Origin of the sequence: Vibrio agarilyticus (genome assembly GCF_012641465.1) — a bacterium.
In the GTDB taxonomy this organism is placed as follows: Bacteria; Pseudomonadota; Gammaproteobacteria; order Enterobacterales; family Vibrionaceae; genus Vibrio; species Vibrio agarilyticus.
Window position 1 is genome coordinate 138275 of the sequence record NZ_JABAIK010000007.1, and the last position, 18452, is coordinate 156726.

At 47.4% G+C, this 18452-nt stretch carries 17 protein-coding genes; 2 read left to right on the forward strand and 15 right to left on the reverse strand.

The genetic code is table 11. The annotated features are described in order from the left end of the window. The first annotated feature begins 179 nt into the window (after nt 1–179). Nucleotides 180–2522, forward strand: coding sequence for a YgiQ family radical SAM protein (locus tag HGP28_RS09010; protein WP_168836118.1), 2343 nt, complete (start codon nt 180–182; stop codon nt 2520–2522). 121 nt (nt 2523–2643) lie between these two features. On the opposite strand, the gene HGP28_RS09015 is transcribed toward HGP28_RS09010, so the two are convergent. From HGP28_RS09015 to HGP28_RS09080, 14 genes are all read right to left on the reverse strand, one after another. Further along, nucleotides 2644–5172, reverse strand: a complete 2529-nt coding sequence (locus HGP28_RS09015; protein WP_343033841.1) for a bifunctional diguanylate cyclase/phosphodiesterase — start codon at nt 5170–5172, stop codon at nt 2644–2646. Nucleotides 5173–5475: 303 nt separating this feature from the next. Next, entirely contained in the window at nt 5476–6183 is a 708-nt protein-coding gene (locus HGP28_RS09020; RefSeq protein ID WP_168836119.1) for an aspartate/glutamate racemase family protein, read from the reverse strand. Between the two features lie 164 nt (nt 6184–6347). Beyond that, nucleotides 6348–6740 (reverse strand): hypothetical protein, encoded by a 393-nt coding sequence (locus tag HGP28_RS09025; protein ID WP_168836120.1) that lies wholly within the window; start codon nt 6738–6740, stop codon nt 6348–6350. 305 nt (nt 6741–7045) lie between these two features. Next, nucleotides 7046–7594: an HAD hydrolase-like protein gene (locus HGP28_RS09030; RefSeq protein WP_168836121.1), complete on the reverse strand. Its 549-nt coding sequence runs from the start codon at nt 7592–7594 to the stop codon at nt 7046–7048. 2 nt (nt 7595–7596) lie between these two features. Beyond that, a complete protein-coding gene (locus HGP28_RS09035; protein ID WP_168836191.1) occupies nt 7597–8220 on the reverse strand; it encodes a glutathione binding-like protein in 624 nt (207 codons plus the stop codon). A gap of 19 nt (nt 8221–8239) precedes the next feature. After that, nucleotides 8240–8707, reverse strand: a complete 468-nt coding sequence (locus tag HGP28_RS09040) for a DUF2127 domain-containing protein (RefSeq protein ID WP_168836122.1) — start codon at nt 8705–8707, stop codon at nt 8240–8242. 19 nt (nt 8708–8726) lie between these two features. Beyond that, nucleotides 8727–8909 (reverse strand): hypothetical protein, encoded by a 183-nt coding sequence (locus HGP28_RS09045; protein ID WP_168836123.1) that lies wholly within the window; start codon nt 8907–8909, stop codon nt 8727–8729. A 25-nt stretch (nt 8910–8934) separates the two neighbouring features. Further along, nucleotides 8935–9426, reverse strand: coding sequence for a hypothetical protein (locus HGP28_RS09050; RefSeq protein WP_168836124.1), 492 nt, complete (start codon nt 9424–9426; stop codon nt 8935–8937). A 122-nt stretch (nt 9427–9548) separates the two neighbouring features. Further along, entirely contained in the window at nt 9549–10718 is a 1170-nt protein-coding gene (locus tag HGP28_RS09055) for an FAD-dependent monooxygenase (RefSeq protein ID WP_168836125.1), read from the reverse strand. Nucleotides 10719–10903: 185 nt separating this feature from the next. After that, nucleotides 10904–11656 (reverse strand): 3-deoxy-manno-octulosonate cytidylyltransferase, encoded by a 753-nt coding sequence (gene kdsB / locus HGP28_RS09060; protein ID WP_168836126.1) that lies wholly within the window; start codon nt 11654–11656, stop codon nt 10904–10906. Further along, nucleotides 11656–11835: a Trm112 family protein gene (locus HGP28_RS09065; RefSeq protein ID WP_168836127.1), complete on the reverse strand. Its 180-nt coding sequence runs from the start codon at nt 11833–11835 to the stop codon at nt 11656–11658. Before HGP28_RS09065 ends, kdsB begins: the two co-directional genes overlap by 1 nt. Beyond that, entirely contained in the window at nt 11816–12823 is a 1008-nt protein-coding gene (lpxK, locus tag HGP28_RS09070; RefSeq protein WP_168836128.1) for a tetraacyldisaccharide 4'-kinase, read from the reverse strand. Before lpxK ends, HGP28_RS09065 begins: the two co-directional genes overlap by 20 nt. 27 nt (nt 12824–12850) lie before the next feature. Then, the gene (gene msbA, locus HGP28_RS09075; RefSeq protein WP_168836129.1) at nt 12851–14599 is read right to left on the reverse strand and encodes a lipid A ABC transporter ATP-binding protein/permease MsbA; all 1749 of its coding nucleotides are present in this window, start codon (nt 14597–14599) and stop codon (nt 12851–12853) included. Nucleotides 14600–14628: 29 nt separating this feature from the next. Further along, nucleotides 14629–16968: a DNA internalization-related competence protein ComEC/Rec2 gene (locus HGP28_RS09080; protein ID WP_168836130.1), complete on the reverse strand. Its 2340-nt coding sequence runs from the start codon at nt 16966–16968 to the stop codon at nt 14629–14631. An 8-nt stretch (nt 16969–16976) separates the two neighbouring features. Between HGP28_RS09080 and HGP28_RS09085 the strand changes: the two genes are divergently transcribed. Further along, the gene (locus HGP28_RS09085) at nt 16977–17486 is read left to right on the forward strand and encodes a DUF2062 domain-containing protein (RefSeq protein ID WP_168836131.1); all 510 of its coding nucleotides are present in this window, start codon (nt 16977–16979) and stop codon (nt 17484–17486) included. 126 nt (nt 17487–17612) lie between these two features. Here HGP28_RS09085 and HGP28_RS09090 read toward each other — a convergent pair whose 3' ends face one another. After that, a complete protein-coding gene (locus tag HGP28_RS09090) occupies nt 17613–18089 on the reverse strand; it encodes a DM13 domain-containing protein (protein ID WP_168836132.1) in 477 nt (158 codons plus the stop codon). Nucleotides 18090–18452 lie beyond the last annotated feature (363 nt).

Sequence of the window (18452 nt, forward strand, 5' to 3'; positions counted from 1 at the left end):
TCATACCCAAAGCCACCAAATTCAGCAAATTCAGCAAATCACTGTGTCTCAATTGTTCATCGCTGGCCGTTGCAATGTCGATAGCGATTGACTCTAACCCGAGCGACTATGGTACACTTCCGCGCTTTATTCACGACCTCAGCCATTGGCGTCATCATCCATTCATCAGGGCAAAAAGCATGAATCTAACGAAAATTTTCGACTACAAAAAGTTCTGGGCAGAATGCTTTGGCACTGCGCCCTTTTTGCCGACGACGCGCGCTGAAATGACGGCACTTGGCTGGGACAGCTGTGACATTATCATCGTCACTGGGGATGCGTATGTTGATCACCCAAGCTTTGGCATGGCGATCATCGGGCGACTTCTTGAAGCCCAAGGGTTTCGTGTCGGGATCATTGCGCAGCCCGACTGGCACAGCAAAGACGCTTTTATGCAGCTCGGCAAGCCGAATCTGTTTTTTGGCGTGACCGCGGGCAACATGGACTCCATGATCAACCGTTACACCTCCGACAAAAAACTGCGCCACGATGATGCCTATACGCCCAATAATGAAGGTGGCAAACGTCCTGACCGCGCGAGCTTAGTGTATTCACAGCGCTGTCGAGAAGCCTACAAAGAGGTGCCGATTGTGCTGGGCGGCATTGAAGCCAGTTTGCGCCGCGTCGCCCATTACGATTACTGGTCAGATAAAGTGCGCCGCTCAATCTTAATGGATGCCAAAGCCGATATTTTGCTGTTTGGTAACGCAGAGCGCGCGTTAGTGGAAGTAGCTCATCGTCTCGCCGAAGGTGAGCCAATTAGCACGCTGACTCATATTCGTGGCACCGCCGTTATGCTTTCTCATGCGCCTGACGGTTATCAAATCATTGACTCATCAAGAATTGAAAAGCCTCGCAAAGAAGCGTTTATTCCACCAAACCCCTATGAAGTGGAAACCGAGTGCGACAGTAAATCATCGCAGCCACAACCTATTACCGTGCGCCCTTCACGCCATGACGCGGAGACAACCGCAGTGCGATTGCCTGCGTTTGAAAAACTCAACAACGACCGCATACTGTACGCTCATGCCAGCCGCGTGCTCCATCTTGAGACTAACCCGTACTCAGGACGCGCGCTGATCCAACGTCATGGGGATCGCGAACTTTGGGTTAACCAAGCCCCGATTCCACTGAGCACTGAAGAGATGGATTATGTCTTTGGTCTGCCTTTTGCTCGTGTGCCGCATCCTGGCTATGGCAAAGCCAAAATACCGGCTTATGACATGATCAAAACCTCTGTGAATATCATGCGTGGCTGCTTTGGTGGCTGCTCATTCTGCTCAATTACCGAGCATGAGGGCCGTATTATTCAAAACCGATCGCAAGAATCGATTTTGACCGAACTCGAAGAAATTCGTGACAAAGTGCCCGGTTTTACCGGTACCATTTCTGACCTTGGTGGGCCCACTGCGAATATGTACCGCCTTGGCTGCAGCGATCCAAAGGCCGAAGCGAATTGCCGTCGTCCGTCGTGTGTTTTCCCAGGGATCTGTCATAAACTCAATACCGACCACAAACACACTATTGATCTTTATCGCGCGGCGCGTCAGGTCAAAGGTGTTAAAAAGGTCATGATTGCATCTGGGGTGCGTTACGATCTTGCGATTGAGTCTCCTGAGTATGTTAAAGAGTTGGTGACCCATCATGTGGGGGGGTATTTAAAAATTGCGCCCGAGCATACAGAGAAAGGCCCGCTTGATCTGATGATGAAACCAGGTATGGGTACTTATGAGCGCTTTAAGGCGATGTTTGATAAATACAGCCAAGAGGCTGGGAAAAAACAGTACCTTATACCTTACTTTATCTCTGCTCACCCCGGAACTGAAGACGAAGATATGCTCAATTTGGCGCTTTGGCTCAAAGCCAACCAATTTGAGTGCGATCAAGTGCAAAACTTTTACCCATCACCAATGTGTAATGCAACGTCAATGTATTACTCAGAGACGAATCCACTTAAGCGCGTGAAATATAAGCAGCGTGAGGTGGTACCTGTGGCGAAGGGTGAGCGTCAGCGTCGACTGCATAAAGCGCTGCTGCGTTATCACGATCCGGCCAACTGGCCTTTGATTCGAGAAGCCTTAATTGCGATGGGTAAAAAGCACCTGATTGGTGATAAACCAAGCTGCCTTGTGCCCGCAGACGATATCGATGCGCTCACTCCTGCACAGCGTCGTAAGTCTGGCCGGCATGGCGCCAATCGCTTTGCGACCAAGCACAGTAAAGGCCAGCCCGGGTTTGCGCCTTTGGATGGCAAACGCCAGCGCGACAAATCCAACCACGCACAGACAAGCAACGCCCAACGCAAATCTGGTGTCAACAACTCGTCGGGGAGCGCAAGTAAGCCAAGTCGAGGTCAAACACGCAATGAGTCCGGCCAAACAGCTGCAAAGCGTGGCGCACGCAACGAATCATCTCGTGGCCGCGCTCAATCGAATACACAGTCAAACGGCCGCGCGCGTGGCAAACACAGTCACGCCAAGTAAACTCTATACCCAAGTAACCTCAAGATGTATGGTTCAGCGAGAATGACTTGGTTTGTCAGTAAGGCGAGGATTTGAAGATTGAGGTCACTTGGTTATAACCCCTGCGTGCCGAAGCAATTCGCTACGGCACCTTGACCTTTTCTTCAAGCTCCCAATCGCTCAAGTCTGTAGATTGATGACTGAAATAGCGCTCTTGTAAAATATCAAACGGTATGGGAGGTGAGAACAGATAACCTTGCAATCGAGTTACTCCAAGATTATGCAAACGAATTTGCTGTTCCGAAGTTTCAACCCCTTCTGCGACCACTAAAATACGATTTGACTGCCCAATCGCGATGATCGAACGCACCAGATTCTCACTGCGCGAACTGCTTAGCATTTTATCAACAAAAGTACGATCAATCTTAATTTCAGTAATGGGTAGTGCATTTAAGTAACTGAGTGACGAATACCCGGTTCCAAAATCATCCAATGAGATACCAAAACCCAACTCCCGAAGATCTTTAAACACCGGTTTGACGCGATCCAGCTCTTCCATAAACACATTTTCAGTCACTTCAAGCGTGATAAGACGACAATCCACATCAAGCTCATTCACGATGCAATATACGTCGGTCACAAAGCCCCGTTGAAGAACCTGTTTAGGAGAAATATTAATCGAGACTGTCACATGCTCGCCACGCTGCTGCAACGTTTTGATGTCAAGACAAGCGCGGCGGAATACGTATTCACCGAGGGCAAAGATCAGCCCTGATTGCTCAGCGAGTGCAATAAATTTTTCTGGCGAAACGAAACCGAGCTTTTGACTATTCCAGCGACATAATGCTTCCATACTTACCAGCTCACCCGTTCTCGGATGCACTTGTGGCTGGTAATAGACCTCAATTTCGCTGCGCTCTAACGCCTGTTTCAACTCATCTTCAACTAAGAAATCATACTGGATCTGTTGACTAATGCGTTCATCGTAAAATCGCACTTTACCCTTATGACCACTTTTAGCGCGATAGAGCACAATGTCAGCGTTTGAAATTAACTGGTCAACACTGTCACCATCACTTGGGTACATGGCAACACCCACGCTGCAATCGGTGGTGATCATCGCACCATCAAATGAAAACGCGCCAGATATTGAGTGGCGAACACGTTCTGCAAGGTATTCAGCGTGATCCAATCCATCGACAAGTGGAAAACAAAACACAAATTCATCGCCACCAAACCTTGCCACTGTATCTTCACTGCGAAGCAGGTGCGAAAATCTATCTGCAACTCCCGCCAGAAGCGCATCGCCAATTTTATGTCCGTACTGATCATTCACTTTTTTGAAGTTATCTAAATCAACAAACATAACGGCAAGCTGTTTTTGATTTACTCGCGATAGCTCAATCCCTTGAAGAATCTTCTTCTCTAATAGTGCGCGATTGGGCAATCCGGTAAAACCATCGTGTTCAGCCTGATGAGCCAATAATTGCTTACTTTCTTTTAATTGTGAAAAGTCAGCATCGATACGTCGATGCAAAACTTTAAAACGTCGCTGAATATAGCGGCTCAATATCAGGGATAAAAATAGCAAAATGGCCGCAAGCAGCGAACATAAGCCGAGCACTTTGGTTAATTCAATGACATTCTGTGCTTTTAACTCTGTAATTTGATCGGCAATATAATGCTCAACCTCAGCCATAAAAACACCACCACCAATGACCCATCCCCAATCTGGCATTCGGCGAATGTAACTCATTTTTTGCGGATCGTGTTTTGCGTTAGACCAATAAGGGCTGGTATAGGAAACAAGCTCCGCCTCCGACAAACTCAGCTCTTTCAGTTCTGCATTAAATAGTGTGCTGGTCATCAAAGGGGACGTATTCGACCAACGTTTAGCAAGACGCACAATATTATTGCCATGCTGATCCACCGCAAAGAAGTACCCATTCGTCTCCATGCGATAGCCTTCAAGCCACTCCTTCATTCGCTGCTGTGTATCACGTTCAACATCATCAATATATTCGCCGGTCCCAATCACCCAATTCAGTGGTGAAAAACGCTTGGCAAAACCGATTTTTTCAAATTCACGCTCGGCGTTGCCTGGCTTGACAAACCACCAACGATAAAATGCGCTGCCGTCATCATTCTGCTCGATACGAGAAAGCATATTACGTACGATGTAGTTGCCTTTGCTGTCTTGAAGCTCGAGGAGATTACGGCCTTCTAAGTCTTCATTGATGGGGTGAAGAACATTAGTACCATCAAGGGTGTAGATAAAAAAGTAGCCACGACCATCGTTAAAACGCAACGGGTCGATAGCCTGACGAATAAGCTCAACGATTTCTTGTCGTGGCTTATGCTGGTTTGAATAATAGAGGCTCTCAACAATGGTATGCGCTTGCTTGACGCGATCGCGAATGTCGTTTCTCAAACGCTCTTCTGTGCGATTTTTTTCATACCAAAGCTGATTGAGCACTGCATCTACCTGCCTTGTGACATAAGTCTTTTGGCTAGTGATATAATCGGTGCGCACTGATTCAATCACATCAAGTGTACGTTGGTGATTCTCTCGCAAAATAATGAGCACCAAAAGCAGCATGAATATCGAAGTTAATGCGACAGGCAATATCTTAATTAAACGCAGTAATTTTTTATCCGATAAAATCGTCACGAACCTGTGAACTCCGACAGTGCCTATATCCAAACAACTTGACGTTGCAGCCAGGCGACAAAATAAACCTATCAGCGCTTTGAAAGCATAAATGCACTAGATGAGAAGGATTGTCGTTGCCAGCTCTTCTTTTATACGAATAAGCGTGGCAACTTCAAGTAGGTAAGATAATTTAGATATCACCCGAAATAACAGATATTACGCTCAACTCTGTTAGCTAAGTCATAGCTTTTTTTATTGTTACGTAATTTTTCAGTATGCAACACCGAAAAGAGTACCTTTTTTATAGGATTTCCCTAATTTTCAATTTGTTGGTTCGCAGATCTCCAACGCTCGCTCCGCCGCTTTCGCCGCATGAATTGCCGTGGTGTCATAAAGCGGCACAGTGGTGTCCGTTTGGCTGACCAGCATGGTAATTTCGGTACAGCCCAGTATAACTGCTTGCGCACCCTGCTCTGCCAACGATTCGATAATACGGACATAATCTTGGCGTGAGGCGGGGTCGATCCGTCCTTGGCATAATTCTTGGTATATCACTTGATGCACACGCTCTCTATCAGCATCCTGTGGAACCAAAACATCAATACCATGTTCAACTAAACGCGATGTATAGAAATCTTGTTCCATCGTAAAACGCGTTCCCAGCAATCCAACACGCGTTACACCTGCATTTTGGAGAGCCATGGCTGTTGCATCTGCAATATGCAAAACCGGAATCCCAATTTGTTGTGATATTTCCGGCGCGACTTTGTGCATGGTGTTAGTGCAAATCACTAAAAAGTCAGCACCTGCAGCTTCTACTGCCTGCGCCGCTTTTGCCAAAATATCGGCCGTTTCTTGCCAAAGACCCTGATGTTGCAAACGTTCTATTTCCGCAAAATCGACGCTGTATAATGCAATTTTTGCTGAATGGAGACCACCTAACGCGGCTTTCACATGCTCATTAATTTGGTGATAATAGAGCGAGGTTGACTCCCAGCTCATACCGCCCAGCAAACCAATTGTCTTCATAATCGCTCCAACTCAACACGTTTTGTTACCACTTCGCGAAAACTCAAAATAGAGCGCGAGACTGTGGCAGGTTAAGTCCCCAATTTGGCGCTATAACGGCGCAAAATCAAACGGTTTCTCCATCAGAGGCTGCTGATTGTTCACTTGTTATGCAATATAACAACTTAATATGCTTCTTTTAATTGACTTTCCGACGCGCGGGTCTCAGGCGTCTGTTTTGCTTTCTCTTCATCCGCCTGAGCCGACTGCTCAAGCGCGTGAGAATTATTGTCCACCTGCTGGCCAAACGCATCATCTCCATCGGTTTTACCGCTTTCCTGCTGATGCAATTTTATCTGCGACTCTTCGGTAAAGGCCTCTTCACTGTTCTGACCGCTTTGGTGGTATTTATTCGAGATCTGTTTTTCAATCGATTGAAATTTTTGTTCTGATTTTTTCGCGTCAGATTCCAGCTCATGCCAGTCACTCTCCACTGCAGACTCAGCCCAACTAGTAGCGCCTGTACATAAACAAAAAATCACCAGACTGAATCGAACGCTCTTTGCTAAACGGTTCATAGCTCACCCCCAATATCGGCATACGCACTTTGCATTCATTATGGGCAATGTCGCAAACGCGTGGTGGTAATGAATGACTCATTAATTGGATTATACCCTTTCTACTTGAAGCTGCAGCGTTGTTGGCTGGCTCTCACAAACCTCATCACATAGTCTATCTATGCTCAGAGGCTTTGTTCGTTTGCCGCCTACCTGCAGCTTCAAGTTGTTTGGGTATATACCCAAGTGACTTCAAGATGCTGGATTCAGAGTCAGCTCACTGGGCGAAGAGCAAGGCAAACCACCTTAAATGCGACGGGGTAAAGTCAAAAGCCGAGACGGCTGGGTAGCTCAGATAAGCAATCGATAGTGGCAATATTCAAGTTTCGTTCTGGCATTTCCTCGCATGAGCAAGCTAATGACCGCTTGTTTCGAAACCATATCGCGTTCAGTCCAGCAGCTTGCGCTGAAAGCACATCTCGCGCCAAACAGTCTCCTACCATGGTGACATGACTCGGCTGACAACCAAGTTGGTCTAAAATTCGAACAAAAAACTGATTCGAATCTTTTCCTACCTTCAGGTTATTTTGGCAAAAAATAGTTGAGATATAAGCGTCGAGTTCGACACGCCTTAACGCACGATAAATGTCGTGCTCGGTTGAATCCGCTGCGCCAGTGGCAATACCTATAAAGTAGTGATTTGCTAGCAATGCAAGTGTACTCACCGCATGATTAATGGCATTCACCTGCGGCCAATCACACATTTTTCCGGTTTGGGTACTATCGTCGTGCATGAGCGTATCGCCCCAGTCGAAAAGCAACACTGGACGTCGTTCTACGCGATCATACGTAATCGGATTGAATTGTACGTTCATCTTTAAACTTCACACGCGCTTATCGGCGCGCTACCCATGGCGACATAATTTGGCTGCTTGGTCATTTGCGCGCACCAACGCTGTATCGAGGGATATAAATTGAGATCAAACCCACCTTGGTCAGCTACGTGAGTATAGGCATAAAGGGCAATGTCGGCGATGGTGCACCGTTCCCCCACTAAATAAGACGTGCGCGATAACTGCGCCTCCATCAGTGATAGGGCCTTATGCCCACCGGACTGCAACTGAGTGTATTCGGCTTGACGTGATTCCGGCATACCTAGGTAGGTTTGAATAAACCGCGCTACCGCAATGTAAGGTTCGTGACTGTACTGTTCAAAGAAGAGCCACTGATACACTTGGGCACACTGATAGCGATCTTCAGGTAAGAGTTCTGAGCCTTGAGCAAAATAGCCTAAGATTGCGTTTGATTCTGAAAGGCAACGTCCATCGGCTAATGTGACCACAGGGATCTTACCTGCAGGATTTATTGCCAAAAAGTCTTGAGTTTGCGTTTCCCCCGCGAGGATATCGACCTCTTGCCATTGGTATTCAATCTGTAATCGCTCAAGTATCCATTTTACTTTGTAACAATTTCCCGAATTAACATCGCCATATACTGTAATCATCGGCACTCCTTGCCATTTAAATGATAGATTTTTGCTTATGCTTTCGATAGATAAGTCTTGTCATATAAGCCACAATGATAAGGTTTATCATAAAGATAACAACACCTACCCAGCTAATTTGATGCCACATATGCACTAATTCAAACGGTAAATATACCCCGCTACTGAATAAAGAAAACCACTCGGTCCAAGTGTAACCGTGCCAAAGACCAAAGGCCTCAACCAACCTAATCACCGCATAACTGCCGACCCCCAAAGCCATTAGTGTAAGTTGCGTTGGTGTCACTGTATCACTGAGCTTAATTAAATCACCGCCAAGGAAATTGGCTGGATTAAGATGTAGATGCATGACAATTTCTTCACTAAGGTGGGTCAATGTTGCCCCCGTCACTTGATGCAATCCCACCGCGACCATCAATGCTAATGTGCCTTTGCTGGCCTCAAAAAGCGCAATCCATTTTAATCCCGCGGTTCTTTGGTTCATTTAGCATCCTTTTGTGGTGTCATTCATCCTCAATACGCCGCAATGGCGGCAATCCATTATTCAGTCGCTTACTGGCACTTTTGGCTAAGAATAGTTCACAAGCTGCTCTATCGGCGAGTGTGGGTTGCTGCCACGCCCCACAAAGATCTTTGACTTGATTCGGCATACGGGTAAATTGCCGACATTGACCACATCGATTCATCGTTACTCTCATTTTAAAAATAGACTCACAACCAGCGCTGAGCGGAATAAATGAGCCAGCTAACTAGCATTATTAGACCTAATTTAGCCAACCATGTATGGCGACTTTGCTGTAATAACTGCGCGCGTCCATCGCTAAGCTCGACCACTTGATATTCCAAGCGAGAAACGTCGCGCTCGAACGCAATAAAATGAGCTTTCAATGGTGCGAGACTAAAATCATACTGGTGCCCTATCGCCAAATGCTCATTTGGCATCAATAGGCTTGCGGCCACGGTGTATCCATCAGGGTGGTGCCTGAGAGTGGCACCATAATCAGTAGAAAGGCAGATCTCATTCGGGTCGATATACCAATGAGCGACATTATTTTGATGAGCCAGTAAAGTGCCACGGCATGACTGGGCTGTCACACCATAACCCCAATCCGTCCAATGATAAAAAATAAGATAACCCACACCCAGTAATGCAGTGAAGCACCAAAGTCTGGGCCACTGGCCAAAAGAAGTGAAACTATCCATGCTCAATCCTTAAAATACCTCTCACTCCTTGAGAGGCGATATATACCCTTATATCGGTATATCGGTATATCGGTATATCGGTATATGGGTATAAGTCACGTTACCGCTTACAAAGCGATGAATTATTCAAGGTCGCCGCAATCATAAAGCTGTTTTTGTTGATGACGCGTGACAAATCCCGGAACACTGGTCATAAACACATTTCGCAGCACACAGGCAAGTGGACTTTCAAAGTGGCTGACGCTTCCTAGTGTTTGGGACAACTTCACGACTCGCTCGACACGCTTGCGTCTTGACAACTGATACTGCTGAAACGCTAACTCGGGTTGAGGATATTTAGCAAGCTTTTTCGCCAAAACCCACGCATCTTCCATTGCAAGAGCGCCACCCTGGCCTAAGTTGGGGATCGACGCGTGAGCGGCATCGCCTAACAGCGCGCCGTGCTTACCGTGCCAAAGGGCAAGCGGCGGCAGCTCACCGATGGATGCTGAATGGATATCAGTCGGCGGAGTTAACGCGATTAATTGGCACACGATATCAGGAAATTCTTGAAACAATTCGATGAGGTTGAGATCGTCCGATGTCACATCAAGCTCATCGGTGGTGATGGCGGATTTAATCGCGTACCAATAAGCGTACTTTTTACTGACTTGCACAAAACCAAAGCGCAGTCCCATGCCCCAAAGCTCAGTCAGTTGATTTCGCCATGGTCGAGGCAGCTTGGTTTCAACAACGCCGCGCCAGCAAACTTGCGATGTTATCTGTAATCTTTGCTCAGGAAAAAAATGGGCGCGCACTTGGGAGTGCAGACCATCTGCACCAATAACATAATCAAACTGTTGTGAGTCCTGAGATTCAAAATGAGCGCAAATACCATCGCTGTGCTCATCCAGCGCCAAACAGCGATGCTCGGTATGAATTTGCTCAGGCGTCAGCTCATCTAATAAGATCTTGCGCAGTTTATTACGCCGAATGGCAATGGTCGGCGCGCTGCCTTTTTTGTACGAATATGCGGCCTTTGATTTAGACAATACCTGTGCTTTATGATCTAAAATCGTCAGCCAGTCGACTTCAAATCCCGCTTCAGCTACCGCTTTCGCTAACCCGAGCTTTTTTAATACGGCCATGGCATTAGGTGGCACAATGATCCCCGTATTCGAACGAGGAAACGCCGTCATATCAGGAGAGGCGTCATAAATATCGATAGCGATGCCTCGCTGTTTTAGCGCCACCGCTGCGGTTAATCCCCCAATGCCAGCGCCTATAATTGCGCCTTTTCTCGTCTCTATCATATCGAGGCCTTTTTACTGAATCTCTGCTGTGCCGTCTTTCATCCACGAAAGATCACAATATCGAGAAAACGAGCCAAACGACATGATAAAGCATTGTCATAGCCAGCTCGAGCGATAAATTGGATTCAAAAATAAAAAGGCCAATCTGAGAAAGACTGGCCTTACGGTTTGGTTATTACGCCAAATCACTGCACGGCAATAATTGCCCTCACCGCCTCAAGATCCTCAGGAGTATCAACGCCAGTTGGCGGCGCTTGTTTCGCTAGCTCAACGTGAATTTTTTCACCATACCAAAGCACGCGTAATTGCTCTAGGCTCTCAATTTTCTCAAGCGCACTAGGCGCCCAATGAATATAAGTATTGATGAAACCTGCGCGGTAAGCGTAGATACCGATATGGCGCATTAGCGGATTGACTGCTTGTTTTGTGCCTTTGGCATAGGCATCTCGATCCCAGGGAATCGTCGCCCGACTAAAATAGAGTGCATAACCCGCTTCATTGGCCACCACTTTGACTGCGTTCGGGTTGAATGCTTCGTGCTCATCGGTAATTGGCACTGCAAGCGTTGCCATTGGCGCGTCACTCTTGGCCAGATTCTCAGCAACCTGAGAGATAATAACAGGTGGGATCAGTGGCTCGTCACCTTGAACGTTCACCACAATATGGTCATCTACGATCGCCATTTTTTTAACGACTTCGGCCAATCGCTCGGTACCCGATTCATGGTGTGGTGATGTCATACACACTTCACCGCCAAAACCATACACAGCGTTTGCAACCCGCTCGTCGTCTGTCGCAACAATGACTCGCTCTGCCTGAGTCTGCTTTGCTTGTTCATAAACCCATTGAATCATTGGTTTACCACCAATATCAGCCAAAGGTTTACCCGGCAATCGCGTCGACTGATAGCGTGCGGGGATGACAATAGTGAACGACATTAGCGGCCCTCGTCCATGCTCATACTGCGCGCTTCATTCTCAAGTAACACCGGTATGCCTTCTTTGATCGGGTAAGCCAAACGGTCCAGTTTGCAAATCAACTCTTGATTGTCTTTATCAAAAGTCAGTTTTCCTTTGCACACTGGACAAGCGATGATTTCAAGCAAACGATGATCCATAACGTTCTATTACCTCGGTTATTCTTTGCATTAATTGTTGTTCGTCTGCGGGACTAAATTCTGCACTGACAGGCAAATACCACCAATTAGACTGAGCAAATTGATCGCACTTAACGGCGTCTTTTTCCGTCATGATGACATGCTGCCCTTGCGCCGCAAACGCTTGTAAATCTGAAAGTTGAAAGCTTTTATGGTCAGCAAAACCTCGCGTCGCAATAAGCGATGCCCCTAATCCACGTAATGTGTCAAAAAACCGATTTGGGTAGCCAATACCCGCCAGTGCCACCAATTGAGGCAATGCTGTTACGGCGCGCCGCTCTCCTGTCACCAAATTAACAGCCAGGGTTGGTTTTAATTGCATCACGCACTCATTTTCCGCCGCAGGCCCACCGTTATTGATCACGAAATCGACACCCTCTAAGCGTGTTACGCTTTCACGCAGCGGCCCTTGAGGAATAAAACGTTGATTCCCAAAACGACGTTTGCCATCCACCACAACCAGCTCCACATCTCGCGCTAAGCCGTAGTGCTGCAAACCGTCGTCGGTTATGACCACATTAACGTCTTGCTCAAGCAGAGTCTTAACCGCTTGCGAGCGGTTAGGATCCACCACCACAGGAACACCAGTGCGCTTGTGTATCAGCTTAGGTTCATCACCACAATGACTCACCGCGGTTTCTGTGTTAACCACCAAAGGGTACGCAGGCGCTTTTGCGCCGTAGCCACGAGAAACCACTCCGGGCTTATATCCGCGCTGAAGTAATTGTTCTACCAGCCAAATCACAACCGGGGTTTTGCCATTCCCACCGGCGGTAATATTCCCGACAACCACTACAGGAACAGGCGCGCGATACACCGGCTTTTCACCCGACAGATAACGCTGTCGACGCTGCTCTGAAATTCGTTGATAAAGCTTTGCCAGTGGCCAAAGCAACGGCCAGAGCAACCAGCGTAATGGCGAATTGCCAAACCAAATCGTATCAATCACAGCGCGATCTCACTTGTTCATCTTCTGTTACGCACCAAATTGAATTCGGTGAAGCTGTGCGTAGGCACCATTTTGTGCCAATAGGGTTTTATGATCGCCTCGCTCGACAATATAGCCATCATCGACAACCAAAATTTCATCGGCATTCTCAATTGTTGAGAGGCGGTGTGCAATCACAAGCACCGTTTTGTCTTTCTGTAACTCATCTAAAGCCGCTTGAATTGCACGCTCAGACTCTGTATCCAGCGCTGAGGTGGCCTCGTCCAAAATCAGTACCGGGGCATCTCGTAGCAACGCACGCGCGATCGCAATACGCTGCCGCTGACCACCAGAAAGCATCGCGCCATTATCGCCGACCATGGTATCTAAGCCCAATTCCAGTTTGTTAATAAACTCCATGGCATGAGCTAATTTAGCCGCGTTTTCAACATCTTCCCGGCTGTATCTGTCGTTAGCAGCGTACGTTATGTTGTTGGCGATGGTGTCGTTAAATAAATGAACGTTTTGAGAAACCAGTGCAAATTGCTCGCGCAAGTTTTTCAGTTCAAAGTCACGCACATCATAACCGTCAAGTTCAATCGTCCCCGAATCAACATCGTAAAAGCGGGTAAAAAGATTCGCGATAGTACTCTTGCCCGAGCCAGAGCGACCGACCAGTGCGACCGTTTTGCCTGCCGGAATTTCAAACGTCACCTCTTTCAGTGCCGGTTTTTCTGCGCCAGCGTAGGTAAATTGAACCTGTTTCACCGTAACATCGCCTTTGGCTCGTTCAACGCGGTGAGTGCCGTCATTACGCTCAGTGTCCAAATCAACTAACGCAAATAGCGTTTGGCTGGCCGCCATACCACGCTGAAATTGCGAGGTCACATTGGTCAGTGCTTTGAGTGGACGCATCAAGCCAAACATCGCCGAGAACACCACTGTAAAGGTGCCGGGTGTTAAGTGATCTTTGATTTCATCAATGCTGGCTAAATAAAGCACCGCAACAATAGCAACGGAGGCAATCATCTGAATAATTGGGTTGGCCGCCGCTTGGGCGGTTACCAGCTTCATTGTCTGCTGGCGCATGCTGTTACTGACGGTTTCAAAACGCTCACGTTCAATATCTTGACCACCATAACTGAGCACCACTTTGTGACCTTTTAGCATTTGTTCAGCAGAGGCAGTGACAACGCCCATGGTGGTTTGCATGTTCTTAGATATTTTGCGAAAACGCTGTGACACATTGCCAATTGCCCACGCCACCACAGGAGCAACCGCAAACAACACCAAAGAGAGTTGCCAACTGTTATAGAACATCAATACAAGCAAGCCGATGATGCTGGCACCTTCTCTGACAATGCTAACCAAAGCTTGGCTGGTTGCCGCTGACACTTGCTCAGAGTCATAGGTGATGCGAGATAGCAGACTGCCGGTTTTTTCTTTGTCGAAATAAGAGACCGGCATATGCATAAAATGGTTAAACACCATGCGACGAATTTGCATCACCACGTTGCCAGAAACCCAACTCAATGCATACGCAGAGACAAAATTCGCCACGCCACGAATAAACATCATTGCAAACACAATCAGAGGCAATGTACGTAGGAAGTCGGACTCGGCACTGCCAAATCCCTCATCAAGTAGCGGTTTTAGCAAAGAGATCATGTAAGTGTCGGAAATGGCACTGATAACTAATGCGACAACGGCCGCCGCCAAACCGACCTTATAAAGGCGAATATATGTCCATAGACGTTTAAAAGTACGCCATGTGGATTCATCATGATTTACTGACATAAAGAATGGTTCTTTCTAAATTTGAACGGCTATTCTACTTGGTTACGCATCATCTGCCTATACCAAGGCTCAAAAGTATCATGGCGCTGTGTTTCAACCGAGATCCCATTCGGTTCAAATGTTAACGAAATCTGCCCGTGACGTGCGGTCTCCAACCATCGACTCCCTTGCTCAGTATAGCGCGACACTACACTTTGCTGCGGCAGTCCCCACTGATTCCCTCGTGCGAGCGACGCAATGGCATAGTGTGCATCGACCGCATTGACAAAACGGCTCAAAGACGACGTCGCACTACCGTGATGGGGCACCAGTACCACCTCAGCGCTCAATTGCTCCGGCTCTCGTAATAAAAGCCACTCAGCCACAGCCGTAATATCGCCCGTTAAAAGGACCCGCTTTTGGCTATGTAAATCGGTCACTCGAATCACACACGACTGTGGATTGTACGCGCGAGTGACGAGTTTGGGAGGCCAAAGCACTTGCCAATGGGTTTGTTGCCACTCCCAGCTCTGCCCTTTAACACAAGGACGCAGTTGGGGCTTTAACGTCATACTGGCCTGCTCCTTCTCTAGCAAAATTGACGGCGCGCTGCCACTCACCCAGCGTGGCGATAGCTTCTGCATGACTGAACTGGTGCCACCCGCATGATCGTTGTCATCATGGGAAACCACCAGACCATCTAATGCCATCAAGCCAATCGCTGAGAAATTTGGCATCAAGACTTGCTGCGCAATGCTGCCATTTGGCCACGCTCGTCCAGTATCATACAAAACACTATGACCATTGCGATGAAACGCCACCGCGAGCCCATGCCCAACATCAAAAATCTCTAAGCGCAGCTTATCGTCCTGATAGTGAGAAAAAGGCCACCCTAGATACACTGCAGAAATTAAAATCCCAATCGCTCGACCTAGCGTGCTCAAATACTCCCACAACAAAAGAGCCACCAACAGTAACCCAATCAGGGGATACCAATACGCAGACACAGTGAGCCACGCATTTGCGGCTGGCTCTATCGCAAAAGTCACTGGTGCAAGCGCTCTATCCACCAATGGCCAAACTATTGCTGCCAACCAACCAAAGGCAGGCAGTGATATTGATAGCCCAGAGCAGAGCATTGCGACGAAAAGCAGTGGCACCATAATCAAGGTAAACCAAGGAATAAAAACCAAATTAAATACTATGGTGCCACTACTTACTCCCTGAAAATAAATGATGCTCAATGGCAGTAGCAGCGCGCTGAGCCGCAACTGAAATGCCATCGCGCGCTTAATCACCGCGAATATTCGCCAGCCAATTGGCGCTGCATCATCTCGCGTTTTTGCTGGTATTAAGGCCAAAATTACCGCAGCGACGGCGCCGTAAGAAAGCCAAAAACTCGAAGAAAGTGAGGCAAATGGATCAAACATAAGATTGAGCGCCATTACCCACAAAAATAGATACCAGCGCAAATAGACCAAACCGCGCCACTTAAACAGTGTGATCAGCAAACAAAACAGCAGCGCGCGTACCGTCGGAATTGAAAAGTCTGCCAGCCACGCATAGCAGCAGCTCAACACAAAGCCGCACAACCAAGGCAGCGCAACCGCCCGCGGCAATATCAACCGCATTCCCGCACCGACAAACGCGCCAAAAGCAAAAGCCATGGCAATGTGAAGCCCCGAAATCGACAGCAGATGAATCAATCCACTGCCTTGTAACTGTTGCCATAATGTCACAGTCAATTCATCGCGCAGACCAAACCCAAGTGCTTTAATTAGGGGAAAATGTGGTAAAGAGTCGGCATCTTCGGTCACTTTAGCTAAAAGTTGCGCGCGCAAATTGGCCTGAGATACCACGCGAAAGCTGTCTTTGGTATCCAACAAAGCTTTCGCCACTATGCCGCGCGAAAAGTAGAACTGCTCTCGGTCAAATCCGACTCGGTTACGTAAGCCGTAAAGGGGTGTAAACGTCGCTTTGACGGTAATGTGGTCGCCGAGGCTAAGCGGTAAAGCCGTTCGCGCGAGTACTTTTATGGTGCGAAAATCTTCAATTGGCGTGCCATTTAACATATTGATGGACACAATTCCCTCATATCCGTTTGTTATAGGGATAAAGGGGCTGTCAACTCGTGCATTTATGGTACTATGCACTCCAGCTCGAAACAGGGACTGAGATTGCCACTGCAAACGATTGCCTTCGGTAATGATGATGAGCAGAGCAAGGAAGACACCTAAGCCTTCGATATATCGACGGTATTTGAGGATCAAAACGATGAGCGCCACCAGTGGCAACGTCCAAAGCCAATGGGGTAACCCAGGCCAAAAGCGCGTTGTCAGTATAGTGACGATAAATAATATCCAACATCTAGTGTCAAATAAGAGAGTCATCGCATCTTATGCCCAAAAAGCTGATTAAACGCTTCTTGCCAGACCATGAGGCCATCAAACGTCAAAAGGCGTTAAAAGTGTTTGGTAATGTGCTGTACAACCCTAATTTGTGGAGCCTCAACCGCCGCTCTGCGTCCGGTGCCTTCGCCGTGGGCCTATTCATGGCGTTCGTACCACTTCCGAGCCAAATGATCATGGCCGCCGGTCTAGCTATCTTGTTTGGCGTCAATTTGCCGTTGTCGGTCGCACTGGTTTGGATCACCAATCCAATCACAATGCCGGTAATTTTTTACTTTACCTACAAACTCGGCGCTTTTTTGATGGGCACTCCCCACCAACACTTTCATTTTGAATTATCGTGGGAGTTTTTGCTCAATCAAATGAGCCATATTGGCCCTCCCTTTTTATTAGGCTGTACGGTTTGCGCATTTGTAGCCGCAGCACTTGGTTATTTTGGGGTCCGCGGATTATGGCGCTACTCAGTAGTGCGTAGCTGGCGAAAACGTAAGTCACGATAACCAACTTCATCATCTCAAAGAAGAGTCGATTCGCGTTTCACGACCGTGATTACACTCTGCATGAAATGCAGTGTCGTTTAAACAGTAAAAATTACGCCCCATAATCAAAGTTACGGGGCGTTTTTTTTATTGATATTGGCCTGCGGTGATAAATTCACCGAAAGATTCACACCAAACAATGACGGTATTGTATTTCGCCAAATTAACCCCCTTTGGCAAAGTCACAATAAAATTATCAAACGTATTAATATCGCCCACTTGAATCATCTGCGCTTTCGCTTGTTCAAATTCCGCTTCGTTTTCAACAAATGTGGGCGAGAGATAGAGCTTGTAATCAGGCCCTGGCGCCAGTTGACCAAGAAATGTAACCACTTCATCACTTAAGAAAACCTGCCCTTCCCCCCAATGCAGCGCATCACTACCAGCCAGCGCACGCTCAAACTGAGCTTGAAACTGTCCATTGAGCGCCAATTGATTAATTTCTTCAGATGAGGGCGCGGTGGGTGCGATCAATATAGGCAAATAATAAATGCCTGCCGCAAACCCTAAAACACCAACCGCAATATGGCTTATCGTCAGTAGCACTATCTTTTTTATACTCATCCGCTTTTCCTTGTTGAATATTATACCCAAGTGACCTCAAGATGCTGGATTCAGAGCCGGCTCACTGAGCTGAGAGCAAGGCAAACAACGCAGCGAAATAGCGAGTCTATTTTCAAGTTGTTTAACGCCGCTATCGGTTCAGTGATTGGCTCCCAAAGGGCGAGCTGCCTTGGCTCATCAGCTTTGTTGACGATTTTCGATTGAGAACCACTCAATCTTCAAATCCTCGCCTCACTGACAAACCAAGTCATTCTCGCTGAACCATACATCTTGAGGTTACTTGGGTATATCAATAACGTGAGGTGTGACCGTATTTTTAGTGTGACTCATTTGAGCGATTAACCGCATAATTTGGGCGAATTA